This window comes from Streptomyces sp. SID14478, assembly GCF_010548525.1.
In the GTDB taxonomy this organism is placed as follows: Bacteria; Actinomycetota; Actinomycetes; order Streptomycetales; family Streptomycetaceae; genus Streptomyces.
On record NZ_JAAGMG010000255.1, the window covers coordinates 1 to 16,311 of the forward strand.

General features: G+C 72.1%; 16 protein-coding genes and 1 pseudogene. 10 read left to right on the forward strand and 7 right to left on the reverse strand.

Annotated elements, in window-relative coordinates; all coding sequences use genetic code 11:
* From G3I40_RS08885 to G3I40_RS08905, 5 genes are all read left to right on the forward strand, one after another.
* Positions 1-1,296, forward strand: a 1,296-nt coding sequence (locus G3I40_RS08885; RefSeq protein WP_164301608.1) for an ABC transporter permease, incomplete at its 5' end; no start/stop codon positions are given.
* A 125-nt stretch (positions 1,297-1,421) separates the two neighbouring features.
* A complete protein-coding gene (locus tag G3I40_RS08890; RefSeq protein ID WP_164301609.1) occupies positions 1,422-2,291 on the forward strand; it encodes an LLM class F420-dependent oxidoreductase in 870 nt (289 codons plus the stop codon).
* 83 nt (positions 2,292-2,374) lie between these two features.
* Positions 2,375-2,836, forward strand: coding sequence for a GNAT family N-acetyltransferase (locus G3I40_RS08895; protein ID WP_164301610.1), 462 nt, complete (start codon positions 2,375-2,377; stop codon positions 2,834-2,836).
* A 155-nt stretch (positions 2,837-2,991) separates the two neighbouring features.
* Positions 2,992-4,326 (forward strand): hemolysin family protein, encoded by a 1,335-nt coding sequence (locus tag G3I40_RS08900; RefSeq protein WP_164301611.1) that lies wholly within the window; start codon positions 2,992-2,994, stop codon positions 4,324-4,326.
* Complete coding sequence (locus G3I40_RS08905; RefSeq protein WP_164301612.1) at positions 4,323-5,336, forward strand: hemolysin family protein; 1,014 nt, start codon at positions 4,323-4,325, stop codon at positions 5,334-5,336. The genes G3I40_RS08900 and G3I40_RS08905 overlap by 4 nt, the downstream gene beginning before the upstream one ends.
* Before the next feature lie 10 nt (positions 5,337-5,346).
* Here G3I40_RS08905 and G3I40_RS08910 read toward each other — a convergent pair whose 3' ends face one another.
* Complete coding sequence (locus G3I40_RS08910) at positions 5,347-5,616, reverse strand: holin (RefSeq protein WP_164301613.1); 270 nt, start codon at positions 5,614-5,616, stop codon at positions 5,347-5,349.
* Positions 5,617-5,736: 120 nt separating this feature from the next.
* Here G3I40_RS08910 and G3I40_RS08915 point away from each other — a divergent pair, with 120 nt between their 5' ends.
* Together G3I40_RS08915 and G3I40_RS08920 are read left to right on the forward strand one after the other, a co-directional pair.
* Positions 5,737-6,522: an SGNH/GDSL hydrolase family protein gene (locus G3I40_RS08915; RefSeq protein ID WP_164301614.1), complete on the forward strand. Its 786-nt coding sequence runs from the start codon at positions 5,737-5,739 to the stop codon at positions 6,520-6,522.
* A gap of 144 nt (positions 6,523-6,666) precedes the next feature.
* On the forward strand, positions 6,667-7,329 hold the full coding sequence (locus tag G3I40_RS08920; RefSeq protein ID WP_164301615.1) for a hypothetical protein: 663 nt from the start codon (positions 6,667-6,669) through the stop codon (positions 7,327-7,329).
* Between the two features lie 128 nt (positions 7,330-7,457).
* On the opposite strand, the pseudogene G3I40_RS08925 reads toward G3I40_RS08920, so the two are convergent.
* Both G3I40_RS08925 and G3I40_RS08930 read right to left on the reverse strand, forming a co-directional pair.
* A pseudogene (locus G3I40_RS08925) lies at positions 7,458-8,234 on the reverse strand (ThuA domain-containing protein); the annotation flags it as partial.
* A 5-nt stretch (positions 8,235-8,239) separates the two neighbouring features.
* On the reverse strand, positions 8,240-10,705 hold the full coding sequence (locus tag G3I40_RS08930) for a PQQ-dependent sugar dehydrogenase (protein WP_164301616.1): 2,466 nt from the start codon (positions 10,703-10,705) through the stop codon (positions 8,240-8,242).
* Between the two features lie 411 nt (positions 10,706-11,116).
* Here G3I40_RS08930 and G3I40_RS08935 point away from each other — a divergent pair, with 411 nt between their 5' ends.
* The 3 genes from G3I40_RS08935 (at position 11,117) to mug (ending at position 13,537) form a co-directional block, all read left to right on the forward strand.
* Entirely contained in the window at positions 11,117-11,446 is a 330-nt protein-coding gene (locus G3I40_RS08935) for a hypothetical protein (RefSeq protein ID WP_164301617.1), read from the forward strand.
* A 106-nt stretch (positions 11,447-11,552) separates the two neighbouring features.
* Complete coding sequence (gene purB, locus G3I40_RS08940) at positions 11,553-12,992, forward strand: adenylosuccinate lyase (protein ID WP_164301618.1); 1,440 nt, start codon at positions 11,553-11,555, stop codon at positions 12,990-12,992.
* Complete coding sequence (gene mug, locus G3I40_RS08945; protein ID WP_164301622.1) at positions 12,989-13,537, forward strand: G/U mismatch-specific DNA glycosylase; 549 nt, start codon at positions 12,989-12,991, stop codon at positions 13,535-13,537. The genes purB and mug overlap by 4 nt, the downstream gene beginning before the upstream one ends.
* Before the next feature lie 145 nt (positions 13,538-13,682).
* Here the strand turns inward: mug and G3I40_RS08950 are convergent, their stop codons facing one another.
* The 4 genes from G3I40_RS08950 to G3I40_RS08965 all read right to left on the reverse strand — a co-directional run.
* Complete coding sequence (locus tag G3I40_RS08950) at positions 13,683-14,489, reverse strand: SAM-dependent methyltransferase (protein ID WP_164301619.1); 807 nt, start codon at positions 14,487-14,489, stop codon at positions 13,683-13,685.
* 109 nt (positions 14,490-14,598) lie between these two features.
* On the reverse strand, positions 14,599-15,018 hold the full coding sequence (locus G3I40_RS08955; RefSeq protein WP_164301620.1) for a hypothetical protein: 420 nt from the start codon (positions 15,016-15,018) through the stop codon (positions 14,599-14,601).
* A gap of 43 nt (positions 15,019-15,061) precedes the next feature.
* Positions 15,062-15,796 carry an ABC transporter permease gene (locus G3I40_RS08960; protein WP_164301621.1) on the reverse strand — a complete coding sequence of 245 codons (735 nt, stop codon included), beginning with the start codon at positions 15,794-15,796 and terminating at the stop codon, positions 15,062-15,064.
* A 2-nt stretch (positions 15,797-15,798) separates the two neighbouring features.
* A partial coding sequence (locus G3I40_RS08965) for an AAA family ATPase (RefSeq protein WP_343244867.1) occupies positions 15,799-16,311 on the reverse strand: 513 nt, incomplete at its 5' end.

Below are 16,311 nucleotides of genomic sequence, written 5' to 3' on the forward strand. Positions count from 1 at the left end.
CTCGTCGGCTGTGCGGCGGCGACGCGGACCGGTACCGCCGGGTCGCTGCTCGCGCTCGGGATCGTGCTGAGCCTGATCGCGACGGTCGTCGCGGGGCCGCTGCTCGTGCGTCCCGTCATCCGCGTGCTGGGCGGCGCGTTCCCCGCCGTGTTCGGCTCGATCGGCCGGATGAGCCAGCGCAACGCGCTGCGCAACCCGCGCCGCACCGGCGCCACCGCCGGCGCGCTGATGGTGGGTCTCGCGCTGGTCGCGGGCATGTCCGTGGCGAGCGCGTCGATGAGCAAGTCCTTCGACCAGCAGATCGACAAGACGCTCGGCGCCGACTTCACCGTGCAGAACGCCAACTTCGTGCCGTTCCCGCGGGAGGTCACCGAGAAGATCGGCGCCACCGAAGGCGTGGGGCTCGTCGTGCGGCAGCGCTTCACGCCGCTCGCGGTGCGCATGCCGGACGGCAAGCGGATCGAGTCCACCGCGGCCGGGTACGGGGCACGGCTCGACGACGTCGCCCACGTGACGTACGCACAAGGGGACTCGGCGGCCGCCCTCGCACCGCAACACCTGGCGATGCAGCAGGAGTTCGCGGACGACCACGGGGCGAAGGTGGGCAGTGTGCTGCAGGTGGAACTGCCCGGCGGGAAGCGGGCTTCGTTCACCGTGGGCGCGCTCACCGACCAGGAGGGCAGCGGCTTCGGCATGCAGGGCGGATTCCTCATGGGGCTGACCACGCTGGAGAAGTACGTGCCCGGGGGCCAGGACTCGGCGGTGTACGTGAACGCGGCGAACGGCACCTCCGCGGACACGTTGCGGGCCCGCCTGGACCGAACGCTCGGCCCGTATCCGCAGGTGCAGGTGCGCGACCTGGCCGACTACAAGAAGCTCATCCACGACCAGATCGCGGTGCTGCTCTACCTCGTCTACGCACTGTTGGGCCTCGCGATCGTCATCGCGGTCCTCGGCGTGGTCAACACCCTTGCCCTGTCGGTCGTGGAGCGCACCCGGGAGATCGGGCTGCTGCGGGCGATCGGGCTCGCGCGACGGCAGTTGCGCCGCATGATCCGCCTCGAGTCGGTGGTGATCGCGGTGTTCGGCGCGGTCCTCGGGCTCGCCCTCGGCCTGATCTGGGGCGTGTGCGCACACCAGGTGCTCGCCCTGGAGGGCATGGAGGCCCTCGCCGTTCCCTGGTCGACGATCGTCGCGGTGGTCGTCGGTTCGGTGCTCGTGGGGCTGGCGGCGGCGCTGCTTCTGGCGCTGCGGGCCTCGCGGATGAACGTCCTGGCGGCGATCGCGCACGAGTGACGGCGCGGGCGGCGTCGCGCGGGCCGACTCCGCCGAAGGCCGAACCGGCTGCGCGACGACCTCCGGAAGGGCTATGCCTGCGAGAAGCCCGAGAGCAGCAACTCGCCGCGTACCGAGGAGAGTTCATGACGCGTCCGTTCCGCTTCGGCGTCAACATGATCAGCCCCGCCTCCGGCGACGCCTGGCGCGCCAAGTGCCGCAGGGCGGAGGAGCTCGGCTACGACGTGATCCAGGTCGCCGACCATCTCGGCATGCCCTCGCCGTTCCCCGCGCTCGTCGCCGCCGCGGAGGCGACGACACGACCACGCGTCGGCACGTTCGTCCTCAACTGCGCTTTCTGGAACCCGGTGTTGCTGGCCCGCGAGGTCACGACCGCGGCCGAGCTGACCGACGGCCGACTCGAAGTGGGCCTTGGCACCGGGTACGTGCGCGAGGAGTTCGAGCGGGCCGGAGTGGAGTGGGGTACGCCCGGCAGTCGCGTCGACCGACTGGTGCGGTGCGTCGCGGAGTTGGAGCGGCTGCCCCTCACGCCGGACGGCACTGCGCGGCCCGCGCTGCTGATCGGCGGCAACGGCGACCGGATGCTGCGGATCGCCGCCGCGCACGCCGACGTCGTCGCGTTCACCGGCGCCGGCCCCGGCCCGGCCGACGCCGGTGGCCTGGTGCCGCTGTCGCCCGACGAGCTCGACATCCGGGTGGCCGCGTACCGGAAGGCGGCGGTGGGGCGGGCCGAGCCCGCCGAGCTGAACCTGCTGCTGCAACTGGTGGCGGTCACGGACGATCCGTCCGCCGCCGCCCGCCCCTGGCTGGAGCACATGCCGGACCTGACCGAGCAGGACGTGCTGGACTCGCCGCTCGTGCTCATCGGCACCCGGGAGGAGATCGTGGAGCGGCTGCTCGCCCGCCGCGAGCGGTACGGGTTCTCGTACCTCACCGTCCTGGAGCCGTACGTCGAGACGTTCGCGCCGGTCGTCGAGGCGCTGCGTGGCCGGTGAGGCGCCGCGCGGCCCCGGGCTTGGGGTCGTCCGGCATGTGAAATCCACGGCGCACCGCGCTCGGGCGGTGGTGGGATCGGCCCATGAACGCACTTCGCATCCGGTCCGCCTCCCCCGCCGATCTCGACGCCGTCCTCGCCTTCTGGAAGACGGCGGCCGAGGGCACGAGCATCAGCGACGACCGCGCGGGCGTGGAGCGCCTGGTCGCCCGGGACCCCGACGCGCTGCTGCTGGCGGAGCGCGACGCGGAGCTGGTGGGCACGGTCATCGCCGGCTTCGACGGCTGGCGGTGCCACCTCTACCGGCTCGCCGTACACCCGGACGCGCGGCGCCAGGGCATCGGTTCGGCGCTGCTCGCCGCGGCGGAGGAGCGGTTCGTGGCACTGGGCGGGCGGCGCGGTGACGCCATGGTCCTGGACCGCAACGAACGGGCGCAGCACACGTGGAAGGCCGCCGGTTACACGCCGGAACCCCAGTGGTCGCGCTGGGTCAAGCCGCTCGTGCGGGACGGGGACCGGCCCGGGGAGGGAGCGCCGCTTTGCTGATCCTTTACCATGGGTGGGTCACTCGAACTCTGCGAAAGGTGTGAGCGTCCGCCCATGGGCGAGCCCCCCAGTACCCGGTCCATACCCCTGCGCGGCCCCCGAGCGCGCGCATCCGTCCCGTCCCTGGCCGATCATGGGACGGAGGTGACGACCCGATGACCGAAGTACTTCTGCTCGCCGTCGCAGTGCTGCTGTCGCTGGCCTGCGGCGCCTTCGTCGCGGCGGAGTTCTCGCTGACCACCGTCGAGCGCGGGGAGCTGGAGCGCGCCGCCGAGCGGGGTGAGCGCGGCGCCGCCGGTGCCCTCAAGGCCGCACGGAACCTCACCTTCCAGCTGTCCGGCGCCCAGCTCGGCATCACCGTGACGAACCTGGTCGTCGGCATGCTCGCCGAACCGTCCATCGCCAAGCTGATCGCGGGACCGCTCGAATCGCTCGGCATCCCGTCGTCGGCGTCCACCTCGGTCGCGCTGGTGCTCGGCACCGCCCTGTCGACGGTGTTCTTGATGGTCGTCGGCGAACTGGTGCCGAAGAACTGGGCGATCTCCTCCCCGCTGGCCGTGGCCAAGCGGGTGGCGACGCCGCAGCGCTGGTTCAGCGCGGCGTTTCGCCCCTTCATCACGCACCTGAACAACACCGCGAACCGGATGGTGCGCCGCTTCGGCATCGAGCCGACCGAGGAGCTGGCCTCCGCCCGCGGACCGCAGGAGCTGATGGCGCTCGCCCGGCACTCCGCGAAGGAGGGCGCGCTGGAGGCCGACACCGCGGAGCTGTTCGTGCGCACGCTCAACCTGGCGGACCTGACCGCCGAGAACGTGATGACGCCGCGCGTCCAGGTCGTCGCCCTCGACGTGCAGGCCACCTGCGAGGACGTCGCCAACGCCACCCGGGCCACCGGACTGTCCCGCTTCCCCGTCTACCGGGGCTCCCTCGACTCCGTCGTCGGCGTCGCGCACATCAAGGACATCCTCGCCGTGCCTGCCGAGCAGCGGGGGCGCAAGCGGGTGTCCGAGCTGCTGCGCGAGCCGCTGCTCGTCCCGGAGAGCCTGACCGTGGAGCGGCTGCTCGACCGGCTGTCGGGCAGGCGCACCATGGCCGTCGTCATCGACGAGTACGGCGGCACCGCCGGGGTCGCGACCCTGGAGGACATCGTCGAGGAGGTCGTCGGCGAGGTCCGCGACGAGCACGACCCGCACGAGACGCCCGACATCGCGCCCGCCGGCACCGACGAGGGCGGCCGCACCCTGTACTCGGCCGACGGCGCCGCACGCACCGACCAGCTCGCGCGGGTCGGGCTGCGGGCGCCCGACGGGCCGTACGAGACGCTGGCCGGGATCGTCGCGTCCGAGCTGGGCCGCATCCCCGACACCGGCGACAGCGTCGAGGTCGCCGGCTGGCGCCTCGACGTCGTGGACGCGCACGGACACCGCGCTGCCCGCGTGCTGCTGCACGCACCGCTCGCCGAAGAGACCGGCAAGGAGGGGGCCCGATGACCGCGGTCCAGCTACTGATCGGACTGGCGACCCTGGTCGTCAACGCCTTCTTCGTCGGCGCCGAGTTCGCCCTGATCTCGGTCCGCCGCAGCCAGATCGAGCCGCACGCCGAGGAGGGCGACCGGCGGGCCCGCAGCGTCCTGTGGGGCCTGCAGCACGTGTCCGCCCTGCTCGCCGCGGCGCAGCTCGGCATCACCCTGTGCACGCTGGTCCTGGGCATCGTCGCCGAGCCGGCCATCGCACACCTCCTGGAGCCGGTGTTCGACGCGGTCGGGATGCCGCACGGGCTGATCCACCCGATCTCGTTCGTGATCGCGCTGACCGTGGCGACGTATCTGCACATGCTCCTGGGCGAGATGGTCCCGAAGAACATCGCGCTCGCGGAGCCGGTGCGCTCGGCGCTGCTGCTGGGCCCGCCGCTGGTGGCCCTGGCGCGCGCCCTGCGCCCGGTGATCTTCACCATCAACGCCTTCGCGAACACGCTGCTCAAGCTGCTGCGCGTGGAGGTCAAGGACGAGGTCGCGGCGACGTTCTCGGACGACGAGCTGGCCCGGATGGTCAAGGACTCCTCCGAGGCCGGGTTGATCGACGACCGGGCGCAGGAGCGGCTGCACGACGCGCTGGAACTGGGCCGCCGCCCCATCAAGGACGTCGTCCTGCCCCTGGAGAAGGTGGTCTACGCGCGCGTGGGCGTCACGCCCGAGCAGTTGGAGCGGCTGTCCGCCGAGTCCGGGTTCTCGCGGTTCCCCGTCGTGGACGAGGGCCGGCGCATCGTCGGCTACCTCCACGTGAAGGACGCGCTGGACGCGCAGCCGCGCGATCTGCCGTTCCGGGTGCCGGAGATGCGCTCCATCGCGCGCGTACGGGAGACGACGCCGCTGGACGACGTCCTCACGGCGATGCGCGGCAGCCGTACGCACGTGGCGGCGGTGCTCGGCGCGGACGGCCGGCTCGCGGGCATGGTGACCATGGAGGACGTGCTGCGGGAGCTGTTCGGGCAGCCCGCCTGACGTACCCGGCTCAGACGGCCGGTCCGTCGGTGCGGGCCGTCGGCGGCGTGGGGGTCTCCAGGATCCCCGGGCCGTGCGGCCCGACGCCGGCGGCGCCGATCGCGGTGAGCACCGCGAGCACCGTGGCCAGCCCGGCGGTGCCGAGCGCCGCGGCCCAGTCCACGTCCAGCAGGTTCGTGGCGCCCGCGACGAGGAGAGCGGCCAGTGCCTGTGCGAAGGTCCTGATCGCGCGTTCGGCGGTGGCTTTCCAGAAGGCGACGGTCCAGATGCTGCCGGCCATGGCGATCTCCCCCGAGGGTGTCGTGCGCGGTACCTGTTCCTGGCATACCGCTGCCGGGAGCCGCTGCCCAGCCCCACCGCGTACCCGTCGGTCACCGGCCGGGTTACGATCTCTGGCGCCATGCAGATGAATGCCACGTACACCAGCCTTGTCGCGGTCGGCGACTCCTTCACCGAGGGCATGTCGGACCTGCTGCCCGACGGCTCCTACCGCGGATGGGCCGACCTGCTGGCCGCTCGCATGGCGACGCGCAGCCCCGGCTTCCGGTACGCGAACCTCGCGGTGCGCGGCAAGCTGATCGGGCAGATCGTCGCCGAGCAGGTCGACGTCGCCGCGGCGATGAAGGCCGACGTGGTGACGCTGGTGGGCGGGCTCAACGACACCCTGCGGCCCAAGTGCGACATGGTCCAGGTGCGCGACCTGCTCACGGAGGCCGTCGAGAAGCTGGCCCCGTCCTGCGAGCAGCTCGTCCTGATGCGCAGCCCCGGGCGCGACGGCCCCGTGCTGCAGCGTTTCCGCCCGCGCATGGAGGAGCTGTACGCGTGCATCGACGACCTCGCGGCCGAGCACGGCGCCGTGGTCGTCGACCTGTACGGGGCGCCGGTCCTGGGCGACCAGCGGATGTGGGACGTGGACCGGCTGCACCCGACGGCGGAGGGGCACCGGCGGATCGCCGAGGCCGTCTGGCAGGCCCTCGGACACGAGCCCGAGTCGGACTGGCTGGAGCCGCTGCCGCCCGCCGTGCCGCTGGGCTGGACCGCGCGGCGCGTCGCCGACGTCCGCTTCGCCAAGCAGCACCTGGTGCCGTGGATCGGGCGCCGGCTGACCGGCCGGTCGTCGGGTGACGGACGGCCGCCCAAGCGCCCTGAGCTCCTCACCTACGCCCAGGACGAGACCGCGCGGTAACCGTCGACGGCACGGCATTGTCCGTGGTCCGTAACGATCCCGAACGGGCTGCTAAGAGCGGACCGCACCGCGGGCACACTCCCCTCGCACCGCTTCTTCGATCATGCGCATCACCATGTGCGCGGAGCTACGGGGGAACTGTCCATGCGTGCGATGCACAACAGCAGGAAACTGCGCGTGCTGGGAGTGGGAGTGGCCGTCGCCGCGGCCCTGACGACCGCGGCCTGCGATGCGGGCGCGAGCGACGGCAAGGACGATGGCACGACGAGCCCGTCCGCGACGCGCTCCTCCGCCGCCCCGCGGACGCCGTCGAAACCGGCCGCGGCCACGAGTGACACGAGTGACGGGAAGGGCGACGGGGGCCACGCCGATCGGCAGACCCCGCCGACCGGTTCGGTCTGCGACCACGACGGGCAGGGCCCGTACGGGGCGATCGAGTCCGTGAACATGGGGGGCGAGAGCCCCTACCCGGTGGTCGGCCTGGTCCTCGGCAGGTACGAGTGCGCGGACGCGGGTCCGACCTTCGTACCGACGAGCGCGACCGGGGCGGCGTCGAACGTCTTCGTCGACACCGACCACCTCAAGGTGGTCGTCGGCGGCACGCTCGCGAGCGACCTCGGCACCAGGACCCCGAGCCCCGACGCGTTCCTCGACGCGTTGGTGAAGAAGGAGGACAGGGGAGAGCTCCGGGGCCGCTCGGCGCCCCGGTTCTACTTCCGGATCGACGCCGCGTCCGACGACGTGAACGCCATGCCGGACGACGACTCGCACATCATCTACCTCTACCAGCTCACCGACGGGGGCTGATCCGACGGTGCCCGGTCCGACCGCGGCCGCCGCCCCGGTGGGGACGGCGGCCGCGGCACGGTGGCCCGAGGGTCAGTCGGCCGGGGAGCGCGCCCTCACCGCGAAAGCCCGGCGCCGCCCGCCGGTGGCGCACAGTCGGCGGTGGCCTGTCCGGCGGCGTAACGGACCGCGCCCAGCAGCAGCGCGCGGAACGCCGGATCGGCGTACGACTCGGCGGTGTGGCCGAGGCCGGTGTAGAAGGACCGGCCGAGGCCTTGGGGATGGCACCACGTGATGGGGTGGTCGCCCGCCATCTCCCCGCCGCTGTACGACGATTCGTCCAGGCTCTGCAGGACGTGCACGCTCGCCCGGGGATCGGTGCGGTAGTTGTACCACTCGTCGGTCCGCGTCCAGGTGGGGTCCAGGTGCGCGGTCGCCGGGTGCGACCGGTCCTCGTTGACGACGGTGGCCTGCTGGATCGCCGGGTGGCTCTTGAACCAGGCGCCGACGAGTTGCCCGTAGTACGGCCAGTCGTACTCGGTGTCGGCGGCGGCGTGCACGCCGACGTAGCCGCCGCCCGCGTCGACGTACGCCTGCAGCGCGTCCTGCTGGCCGCCGTCGAGGACGTCGCCCGTCGTGCTGAGGAAGACCACCGCCTCGTATCCGGCGAGGTTGCCGGCGGTGAACGCGGTGGGGTCCTCGGTGGCCGTGACGGTGAAGTCGCCGTCCGTGCCGAGGGAGCGCAGGGCGTCGATGCCCGCCGGGATCGAGTCGTGGCGGAAGCCCGCCGTCCTGGAGAAGACCAGGACGTCGAAGGACGCGGCGTCGGCGGCCCCTGCCGGGGCCGTCGGTACGGCGAGTGCGGTCGCCACGGCGCAGGCGAGGACGGCGCAGCCGCGGGCCAGTCGGTTCCAGGGACGGTTCATGGTCGTCAACGTCCCTTCTTCGCCGGGCTCTTGGCCGCGGACGTCGTGCCGAGGGTGAAGGCGTCGACGTCGAAGAGATTGCCCTGCCCGGTCGGGCCCTTGAAGACGAGCACGAGGTCGGCGGTGCCCGACGGCGCGCCCGACAGGTTCGCCGTCACGTCCTGGAAGGTCTCCCAGCCACCGGTCGGCGGGACGGCCGCCGAGCCGAGCAGCGTTCCCGTCGGCGAGCCCGCGCGCACTTCGAGGGTGCCTCCGGGGCCGCCGGAGGAGACGCGGGCGGTCAAGGAGTTCGCGTTGCCGAGCGCGTACGGCTTGAAGGAGATCCAGTCGCCGTCGTCGGTGAAGCCCACGGTGTTCGCGCCCTCGGCGGGTCCGTGCCCGGCGACCTGGATGCCGGACTGTGCGGTGAAGTGCTCGGCCTGGCGGTGGCGCGGCTGCAGGGTGTGGCGGGTGTGGGTGGTCAGGCCGGCCTGGTCGGTGTACTCCGCGTCGAAGACCCCGTACAGATTGGCCGCGCTGTCGTGCTCTCCGTCGACCGGTACGGGAATGCTGCCGCTGCAGCCGTTCTGGGCGGTGATGGAGTGGGCGTGGCTGTCATGGCCGAGGAGGTAGGTGACCTTGACCTTGGCGCAGTCGACCGCGCCGTCCTCCGGGTCGGTCACGTTCACCTTGAAGGGCACGGTGTCGCCGAACGAGAACAGCTGTCCGTCGGCGGGCAGTTGGAGGTCGACGGTCGGCGCCGTGTTGCCCGCCGTGACGACGAGACTCGCTGTGCCGGCGAGCCCTTCGGGGTCCTTGACGGTGAGGGTGGGCCGGTACGTTCCCTTCGTGCTGTACGTGTGCGAGGGGTTGGCCTGTGTCGAGGTGGCGCCGTCGCCGAAGTCCCAGCTGTAGCTGAGGTTCTGGCCCTCGGGGTCGGAGCTGCCCGCGGAGGAGAACTGCACGGTCAGCGGGAGGGCGCCGGAGGTCTTGTCCGCGGCGGCCTGGGCGACCGGGTTGCGGTTGCTGCCGCCGAGGTACTCGATGCGGTACAGGGCCTGGTCGTTGGCCCCCGTGCCGTAGTCGAGGACGTACAGCGCCCCGTCGGGGCCGAAGTCGCTGTCGATGATCTGCGTCCCGGTCCAGGGGAAGTCCTCGATCACGCCGCGCGAGCCGTCGCTCTTCACCTCGATGGGTTTGATCCACTTGCGGCCGTACTCGGTGGCGAAGAAGCGGCCGTCGAGGGACTGCGGGAACTTCACGGAGGAGTTGAGGTCCGGGTCGTAGTGATAGACGTCGCCGGCCATCGGCGACTCGGAGCCGCTGCCCAGCTCGGGCGGTGAGTCCGTCCACCCGTACTTGATCCAACTGGCCTGCGCCGCCGGTAGCTCGGGCTGCCCGGTGTTGCGGAAGGAGTTGTTCGTGGGGCCGCCCGCGCAGTCGTACTTGGCGCCGGAGGGGCCGCTGGGGAACGTGTACTCGTTGTAGGTCTCGGCGGTGGTGTTGGTGCCGGTGCAGTACGGCCATCCGAAGTTGCCGGCCTGGGTGATGCGGTCGAACTCGACCTGGCCGCCGGGGCCCCGGTCGGCCGCGCCGTCGCCCGCGTCGGGTCCGTAGTCGCCGACGTAGACGGCGCCGGTCTTCTTGTCGACGCTCATCCGGAACGGGTTGCGAAAGCCCATCGCGTAGATCTCGGGCCGGGTGTTCGCGGTGCCGGGTGCGAAGAGGTTGCCGGAGGGGACGGTGTAGCCGCCGTCCGCGGTCGGCTTGATGCGCAGGACCTTGCCGCGCAGGTCGTTGGTGTTGCCCGAGGAGCGCTGGGCGTCGAACTGCGGGTTGCGGTCGGTGCGTTCGTCGAGCGGGGCGTAGCCGGAGGAGTCGAAGGGGTTGGTGTCGTCGCCGGTGGTCAGGTACAGGTTCCCGGCGGCGTCGAAGTCGATGTCGCCGCCGACGTGGCAGCACTGGCCCCGGTCGTTGGCGACTTCGAGGACGACCTTCTCGCTGGCGAGATCGAGGGTGTTGTCGGCCTTGAGCGTGAAGCGGGAGAGGTTGAGGTGGCCCTTCCACTGCGCGAAGTCCGCGGCGCTGCCGGTGGCCGGGGCGTCTCCGTCCGGGGTGTCCAGCCTGGGCGAGTAGTAGGCGTAGACCTGGCGGCTCGTGGCGAAGTCGGGTGCCGCGGCGATGCCCTGCAGCCCTTCCTCGTCGTGCGTGTACACGTTGAGCTTGGCGGCCGTCGTGGTGTTCCCCGCGGGGTCCGTGAGTCGGACCGTGCCGTCGCGGGCGGTGTGCAGGACCGAGCGGTCCGGGAGCACGGTCAGCGACATGGCTTCACCCAACTCCGCCGCACCCGCGGCGAGTTGGACCTGCTGGTAGTCACCCGGCGGAACGTCCTGGGCGGCCGGTGCGGCCGACGTGGCCTGTGCGGTGGCACCGGCCAGGACGAGTGCGAGTGCGGTGAGCAGTTTCAGCCCTGTACGAGGGCGTGGGGACATGGGGCTACCTCCTGACGCTTGGGGGCGTGTCAGGCAGGGCGCGCGCCGGCCGCGCTTGCTGCGCTGCGATGGGACAGCGGAACAGTGAACAGGTGGAACGGACGGAACACGCACACCGATGGGTGCATGGGGCATCTAGGCATGCGTGAATTGCGTGTTCAGTGCGGGGGATTACGCAGAATTGCGAGCGTCTTGCACGATGGTCCCCCGGCCTGGATTTGTCAAGGCACTGTCAAAATTGACGGACGCAGCGCCTCGCCTCCCCTACGTCGCGGAGCAGGACCGAAGTCCCTATTTTTTTCGAGGCAGTCCTTATATGTCCTGTCCTGCGGATACGGGCCCTATGGCAGGATTCCGACCCACTCGCCGGAGCAGCCACCGTGTGGTGCGGGATCGGAACAGGAGCCCTACGTGATCGCCATCGCCGCGGCCGTCGCGCAACTCGCGCTCGTCCTCGTCCACCGCGGACGCGCGCGCGGTGCCGCCCCGCAGGGCGCCACCTGGTCGTACGTGGCCCTCTGTCTGGCGGGAGGCACCGCCGGATGGCTGGTCATCGGCCGGCCGGCGCTCGCGTGGGGGGATCTGTGCCTGTCCCTGGTCTGGGGCGTGGCCATCGGATCCGAGGCGGCCGCGGCGGCCGAGGCCCTCTTTGGACGCGCCCGGACCGGCCGGGCCGTGGCCGTCGCGGGGGGCGCGGCCTCGGCGACGTGGCTGCTCGACGGCCCGCTGCCCTTCGTCTGACGTACGGCGCCCTCTGGGGGCATCCCGGCGACCCCTCTGACCTGTAGGTTCCTCCATCACACGGGCGGTTCGGAGCCTGTAGGGACGCCCGGTAAACTCCGTCCACGTGACTGCGCCTGCAAAGCCCCGTATCCCGAACGTTCTCGCCGGACGCTATGCCTCCGCCGAGCTTGCCACCCTCTGGTCGCCCGAGGAGAAGGTGAAGCTGGAGCGGCAGCTCTGGCTCGCCGTGCTGAAGGCCCAGAAGGACCTCGGGATCGAGGTGCCGGACGCCGCGATCGCCGACTACGAGCGGGTGCTCGACCAGGTCGACCTGGCCTCGATCGCCGAGCGCGAGAAGGTCACGCGGCACGACGTGAAGGCCCGTATCGAGGAGTTCAACGCGCTCGCCGGGCACGAGCAGGTCCACAAGGGTATGACGTCGCGCGACCTCACGGAGAACGTCGAGCAGCTGCAGATCCGGCTCTCTCTCGAGCTGGTCCGCGACCGCTCCGTCGCCGTGCTCGCCCGCCTGGGCAAGCTGGCCGGCGAGTACGGCGAGCTGGTCATGGCGGGGCGCTCGCACAACGTCGCCGCGCAGGCCACCACCCTCGGCAAGCGGTTCGCGACCGCCGCCGACGAACTGCTCGTCGCGTACGGCAGGGTCGAGGAGCTCCTCTCCCGCTACCCGCTGCGCGGCATCAAGGGCCCGGTCGGCACCGCGCAGGACATGCTGGACCTGCTCGGCGGCGACGACGCGAAGCTGGCCGATCTTGAGCAGCGGATCGCGGACCACCTCGGCTTCGGCCAGGCCTTCACCTCGGTCGGCCAGGTCTACCCGCGCTCGCTCGACTACGAGGTCGTCACCGCGCTGGTGCAGCTCGCCGCGGCGCCCTCGTCGACCGCCAAGACGATCCGGCTGATGGCCGGGCACGAGCTGGTGACCGAGGGCTTCAAGCCCGGTCAGGTCGGCTCGTCGGCGATGCCGCACAAGATGAACACTCGCTCGTGCGAGCGCGTCAACGGCCTCATGGTGATCCTGCGGGGCTACGCGTCGATGACCGGCGAGCTGGCGGGCGACCAGTGGAACGAGGGCGACGTGTCCTGCTCCGTGGTGCGCCGCGTCGCGCTGCCGGACGCGTTCTTCGCGCTGGACGGTCTGCTGGAGACGTTCCTGACCGTGCTGGACGAGTTCGGCGCGTTCCCCGCCGTCGTCGCCCGTGAGCTGGACCGCTACCTGCCGTTCCTCGCGACCACGAAGGTGCTCATGGCGGCGGTGCGCGCGGGCGTCGGCCGCGAGGAGGCCCACGAGGCGATCAAGGAGAACGCGGTCGCCTCCGCCCTCGCGATGCGCGAGCAGGGCGCCGAGCGCAACGAGCTGCTGGACAAGCTCGCCGCCGACTCCCGCATCCCGCTGGACCGTGCGCAGCTCGACGGGCTGATGGCGGACAAGCTGTCCTTCACGGGTGCGGCCGCCGGACAGGTGGCCACGCTGGTCTCCCGCATCGAGGAGATCGCGAAGCAGCACCCGCAGGCCGCGGGGTACACGCCGGGGGCGATCCTCTGACGCGCCTGACCCGGGCAGACCTGGAGGCCGCTCGCGATCGTCCGGTGCCGGACGTCGTCGCGAGCGGCCTTTCGGTGCTCTTCTCCGGCATCAACCCGGGACTGATGACGGCGGCGACCGGGCATCACTTCGCGCGGCCCGGCAACCGCTTCTGGCCGGTGCTGCACCTGTCCGGTTTCACGCCGCGCCTGCTCAAGCCAGCGGAGCAGGAGGAGCTGCTCTCGTACGGGCTCGGCATCACGAACGTGGTCGCGCGGGCCACGGCGCGGGCGGACGAGCTGCGCGCCGAGGAGTTCAGGGAGGGCGGCCGCGTCCTGGAGGAGAAGGTGGCACGGCTCGCGCCGCGGTGGCTCGCCGTCGTAGGGATCACGGCGTACCGGACGGCCTTCGGTGAGCCGCGGGCGCAGATCGGGCCGCAGGAGCGGACGGTCGGCGGCGCCCGGGTGTGGGCGCTGCCGAACCCCAGCGGCCTGAACGCGCACTGGACGGCGGCCACGATGGCGCAGGAGTACGGGCGGCTGCGCGCCGCCGCGTCCTCCCCCTGACCTCCCGGATCGGCCGGGTACGCCTCAAGACGTGCCCCCGACCTCGGATCGGCCGTGTACGCCTCAGGACGCGCCCTGGACCTCTCCGATCGGCGGGGTACGCCTCAGGACGCGCCCTCGACCTCCCGGGTCGGCCAGGTACTCCTCAGGGCTTGCGGGCCACCACGCCGAACTGGGCGACCAGTGGGCCCTCTTCGGTGCCGTCGGGGCGCCAGCGCGCGCAGGAGACCAGGCCCGGGTCCACGATCTCCAGGCCGTCGAGGAACGCCTTGACCTCGGCGCCGGTGCGGGCGGTGATCGGCGGGGTCGCGTTCTCGTTCCAGAACTTCATCGCCGCCTCGTTGCCCTCGCCGCCCAGCTCCAGGGTCGGGTGGGTGAGGACGACGTAGCTGCCCGAGGGGATCGCGTCGACGAGGCGGCGCACGATGGCGGTGGCCTCCTCGGTGTCGAGCACGAAGTTCAGGATGCCGAGGAGCATCACCGCGATCGGCTTCTCGAAGTCGAGGGTGTCGGAGGCGGCCGCGACGATGGCCCGCGGGTCGTGCGCGTCCGCGTCCACATAGCTGGTGGCGCCCTGGTCGGAGCTGGTGAGCAGCGCGCGGGCGTGGGTGAGCACGATCGGGTCGTTGTCGACGTAGACGATGCGGGAGTCGGGCGCGATGCGCTGGGCGACCTCGTGGGTGTTGTCGACGGTCGGCAGGCCGGTGCCGATGTCGAGGAACTGGCGGATGCCCGCCTCACCGGCGAGGAAGCCCACGGCGCGGCCCAGGAAGGCACGGTCGGCGCGCGCCACCTCGCCGATGCTCGGGTACATGGACGTGACCATGTCGCCGACCTGCTCGTCCACCTCGTAGTGGTCCTTGCCGCCCAACCAGTAGTTCCACACACGGGCGTTGTGCGCGATGTGGCTGGCGATCCGCTCCCCCGGCTGCTGCGCGCTGTCGTCGCTCATGTGCTCTCCTTCATGCGGTGTGCGGCGTGGGGCCCGGGCGAGGCTCCCGGCCCCGGGCTCAAGATCCCATGGTGGCACGGGAGTTGCCGGCATGCCTGCCGCGGGTGCGTCACCCGGGGGCGGCGTCCGTGATGACGGTGAGGAGCTGGTACGGCTGGTCATCGCCCTGGCGGGCCACCGCGAGGGCGACCCATCGCTCGCCGACGCTCCACAGGTGGAGGTCCTGGGCGCAGGCGCTCAGCCAGCCCCAGGGCTCGGCCATCTCCTCACCGTGCTCCAGCGCCCGCGTGTGCAGGCTCCACAGGCTCAGCCGGTACGGCTCCCCCCAGCGCGCGGTGAGCAGCGCGGTCAGGCCGTCCCGGTCCGCGTCGGCCCGGGCCTCGGCGAGGTCGCGCACCCCGTGCCGGCGGCCCAGCTCGGCCATCAGGTACCCGGGCCCGCCCCAGCCCGCGACGGACCCACCGTGCTCGGACGGGAAGGGACTCGCCCACAGCAGGTCGATCGTCGCGAGGAGCTCCGCGCTGCTCATTCCTCCAGTGAAGCGGCCGCCACTGACAACGGCCGACGGGCCGTCAGGCGTCCCTGCGGCGCACCGCCCACCAGCCCGCCAGGAGGGCCGCCGCGGCCCACAACGCGGTGACGGCGAGCCCCGTCCAGGGACCCAGGGAGCCTGTCGTGTCCTGGCGCAGGACCTGTTGGCCGGCGCGGTCGGGAAGGAAGTCGGCGGCCGACCCGGCGAGGTCGCCGACGACGAACGACACGATCAGCAGGAACGGCACGAGCACGCTCAACACGACCACCGCGCTGCGCAGTACGGCCGTGAGGCCCGCCGCGAGCAGCGCCATCAGCGCGAGGTACACGCCGCCGCCGACGCAGGCCCGCAGGGCGCCCGGATCGCTGATCCCGAGCGCGTCGGCCCCCAGGAACGCCTGCCCGGCCAGGAACGCGGTGAAGGTGGTGCCGGTGCCGACGACCAGCGCGCAGCCCCCGACGACCGACGCCTTCGCAGCGAAGAACAGGTTCCGGTCGGGGACGGCGGCGAGGGACACGCGCAGTGCCCCGTTGAGGTACTCCCCCGAGACGGACGTGGCGCCGAAGGCCAGGGCCGCGATCTGGCCGAAGTTGAGGGCGTAGAAGGCGCCGAGGAGCGGGTCGTCGCCGCTGTCGGCCCGGCCGACGGTGGCGAACACCAGCGTGGTGACGGCGACGGTGGCCACGAAGACGGCGAGGAGCGAGCCGAGGGTGCCGCGCAGCGATCTGGTCTTGATCCACTCGGAGTGCAGTACGGCGGTGGTGCGCGGGGACATCGTCAGGCCTCCTGGAGGGGGACGGCGGCGAACTCGGCGGCGTGCGCGGTCAGGGCCAGGTAGGCCTCCTCCAACGAAGGCTGGTCGTCGGCGAGTTCGAGGAGGGGGATCTCGTCGGCTGCGGCCAGGGCGCCGACGTCGGCCGCGCTGGCTCCGGCCACGGTGCAGCGGCCGTCGGCGGTGGGCCCGACGGTGTGGCCCGCACGCGCGAGGGCGGCACGCAGGCGGTCGGGTTCGGTGGTGCGCACGCGCACGGAGCGGGTGGCGTACCGGGCGAGGAAGTCCGGCATCGAGGTGTCGGCGAGCAGCCGTCCCCGGCCGAGGACGACGAGGTGGTCGGCGAAGGTCGCGGTCTCGTTCATGAGGTGGCTGGAGACGAGGACGGTGCGTCCTTCGCGCGCGAGGTCGCGCAGCACCTCCCGGATCCAGACGATGCCTTCGGCGTCGAGCCCGTTGGACGGCTCGTCGAGCAGGACCACGTCGGGGTCGCCGAGCAGGGCCGCCGCGATGCCGAG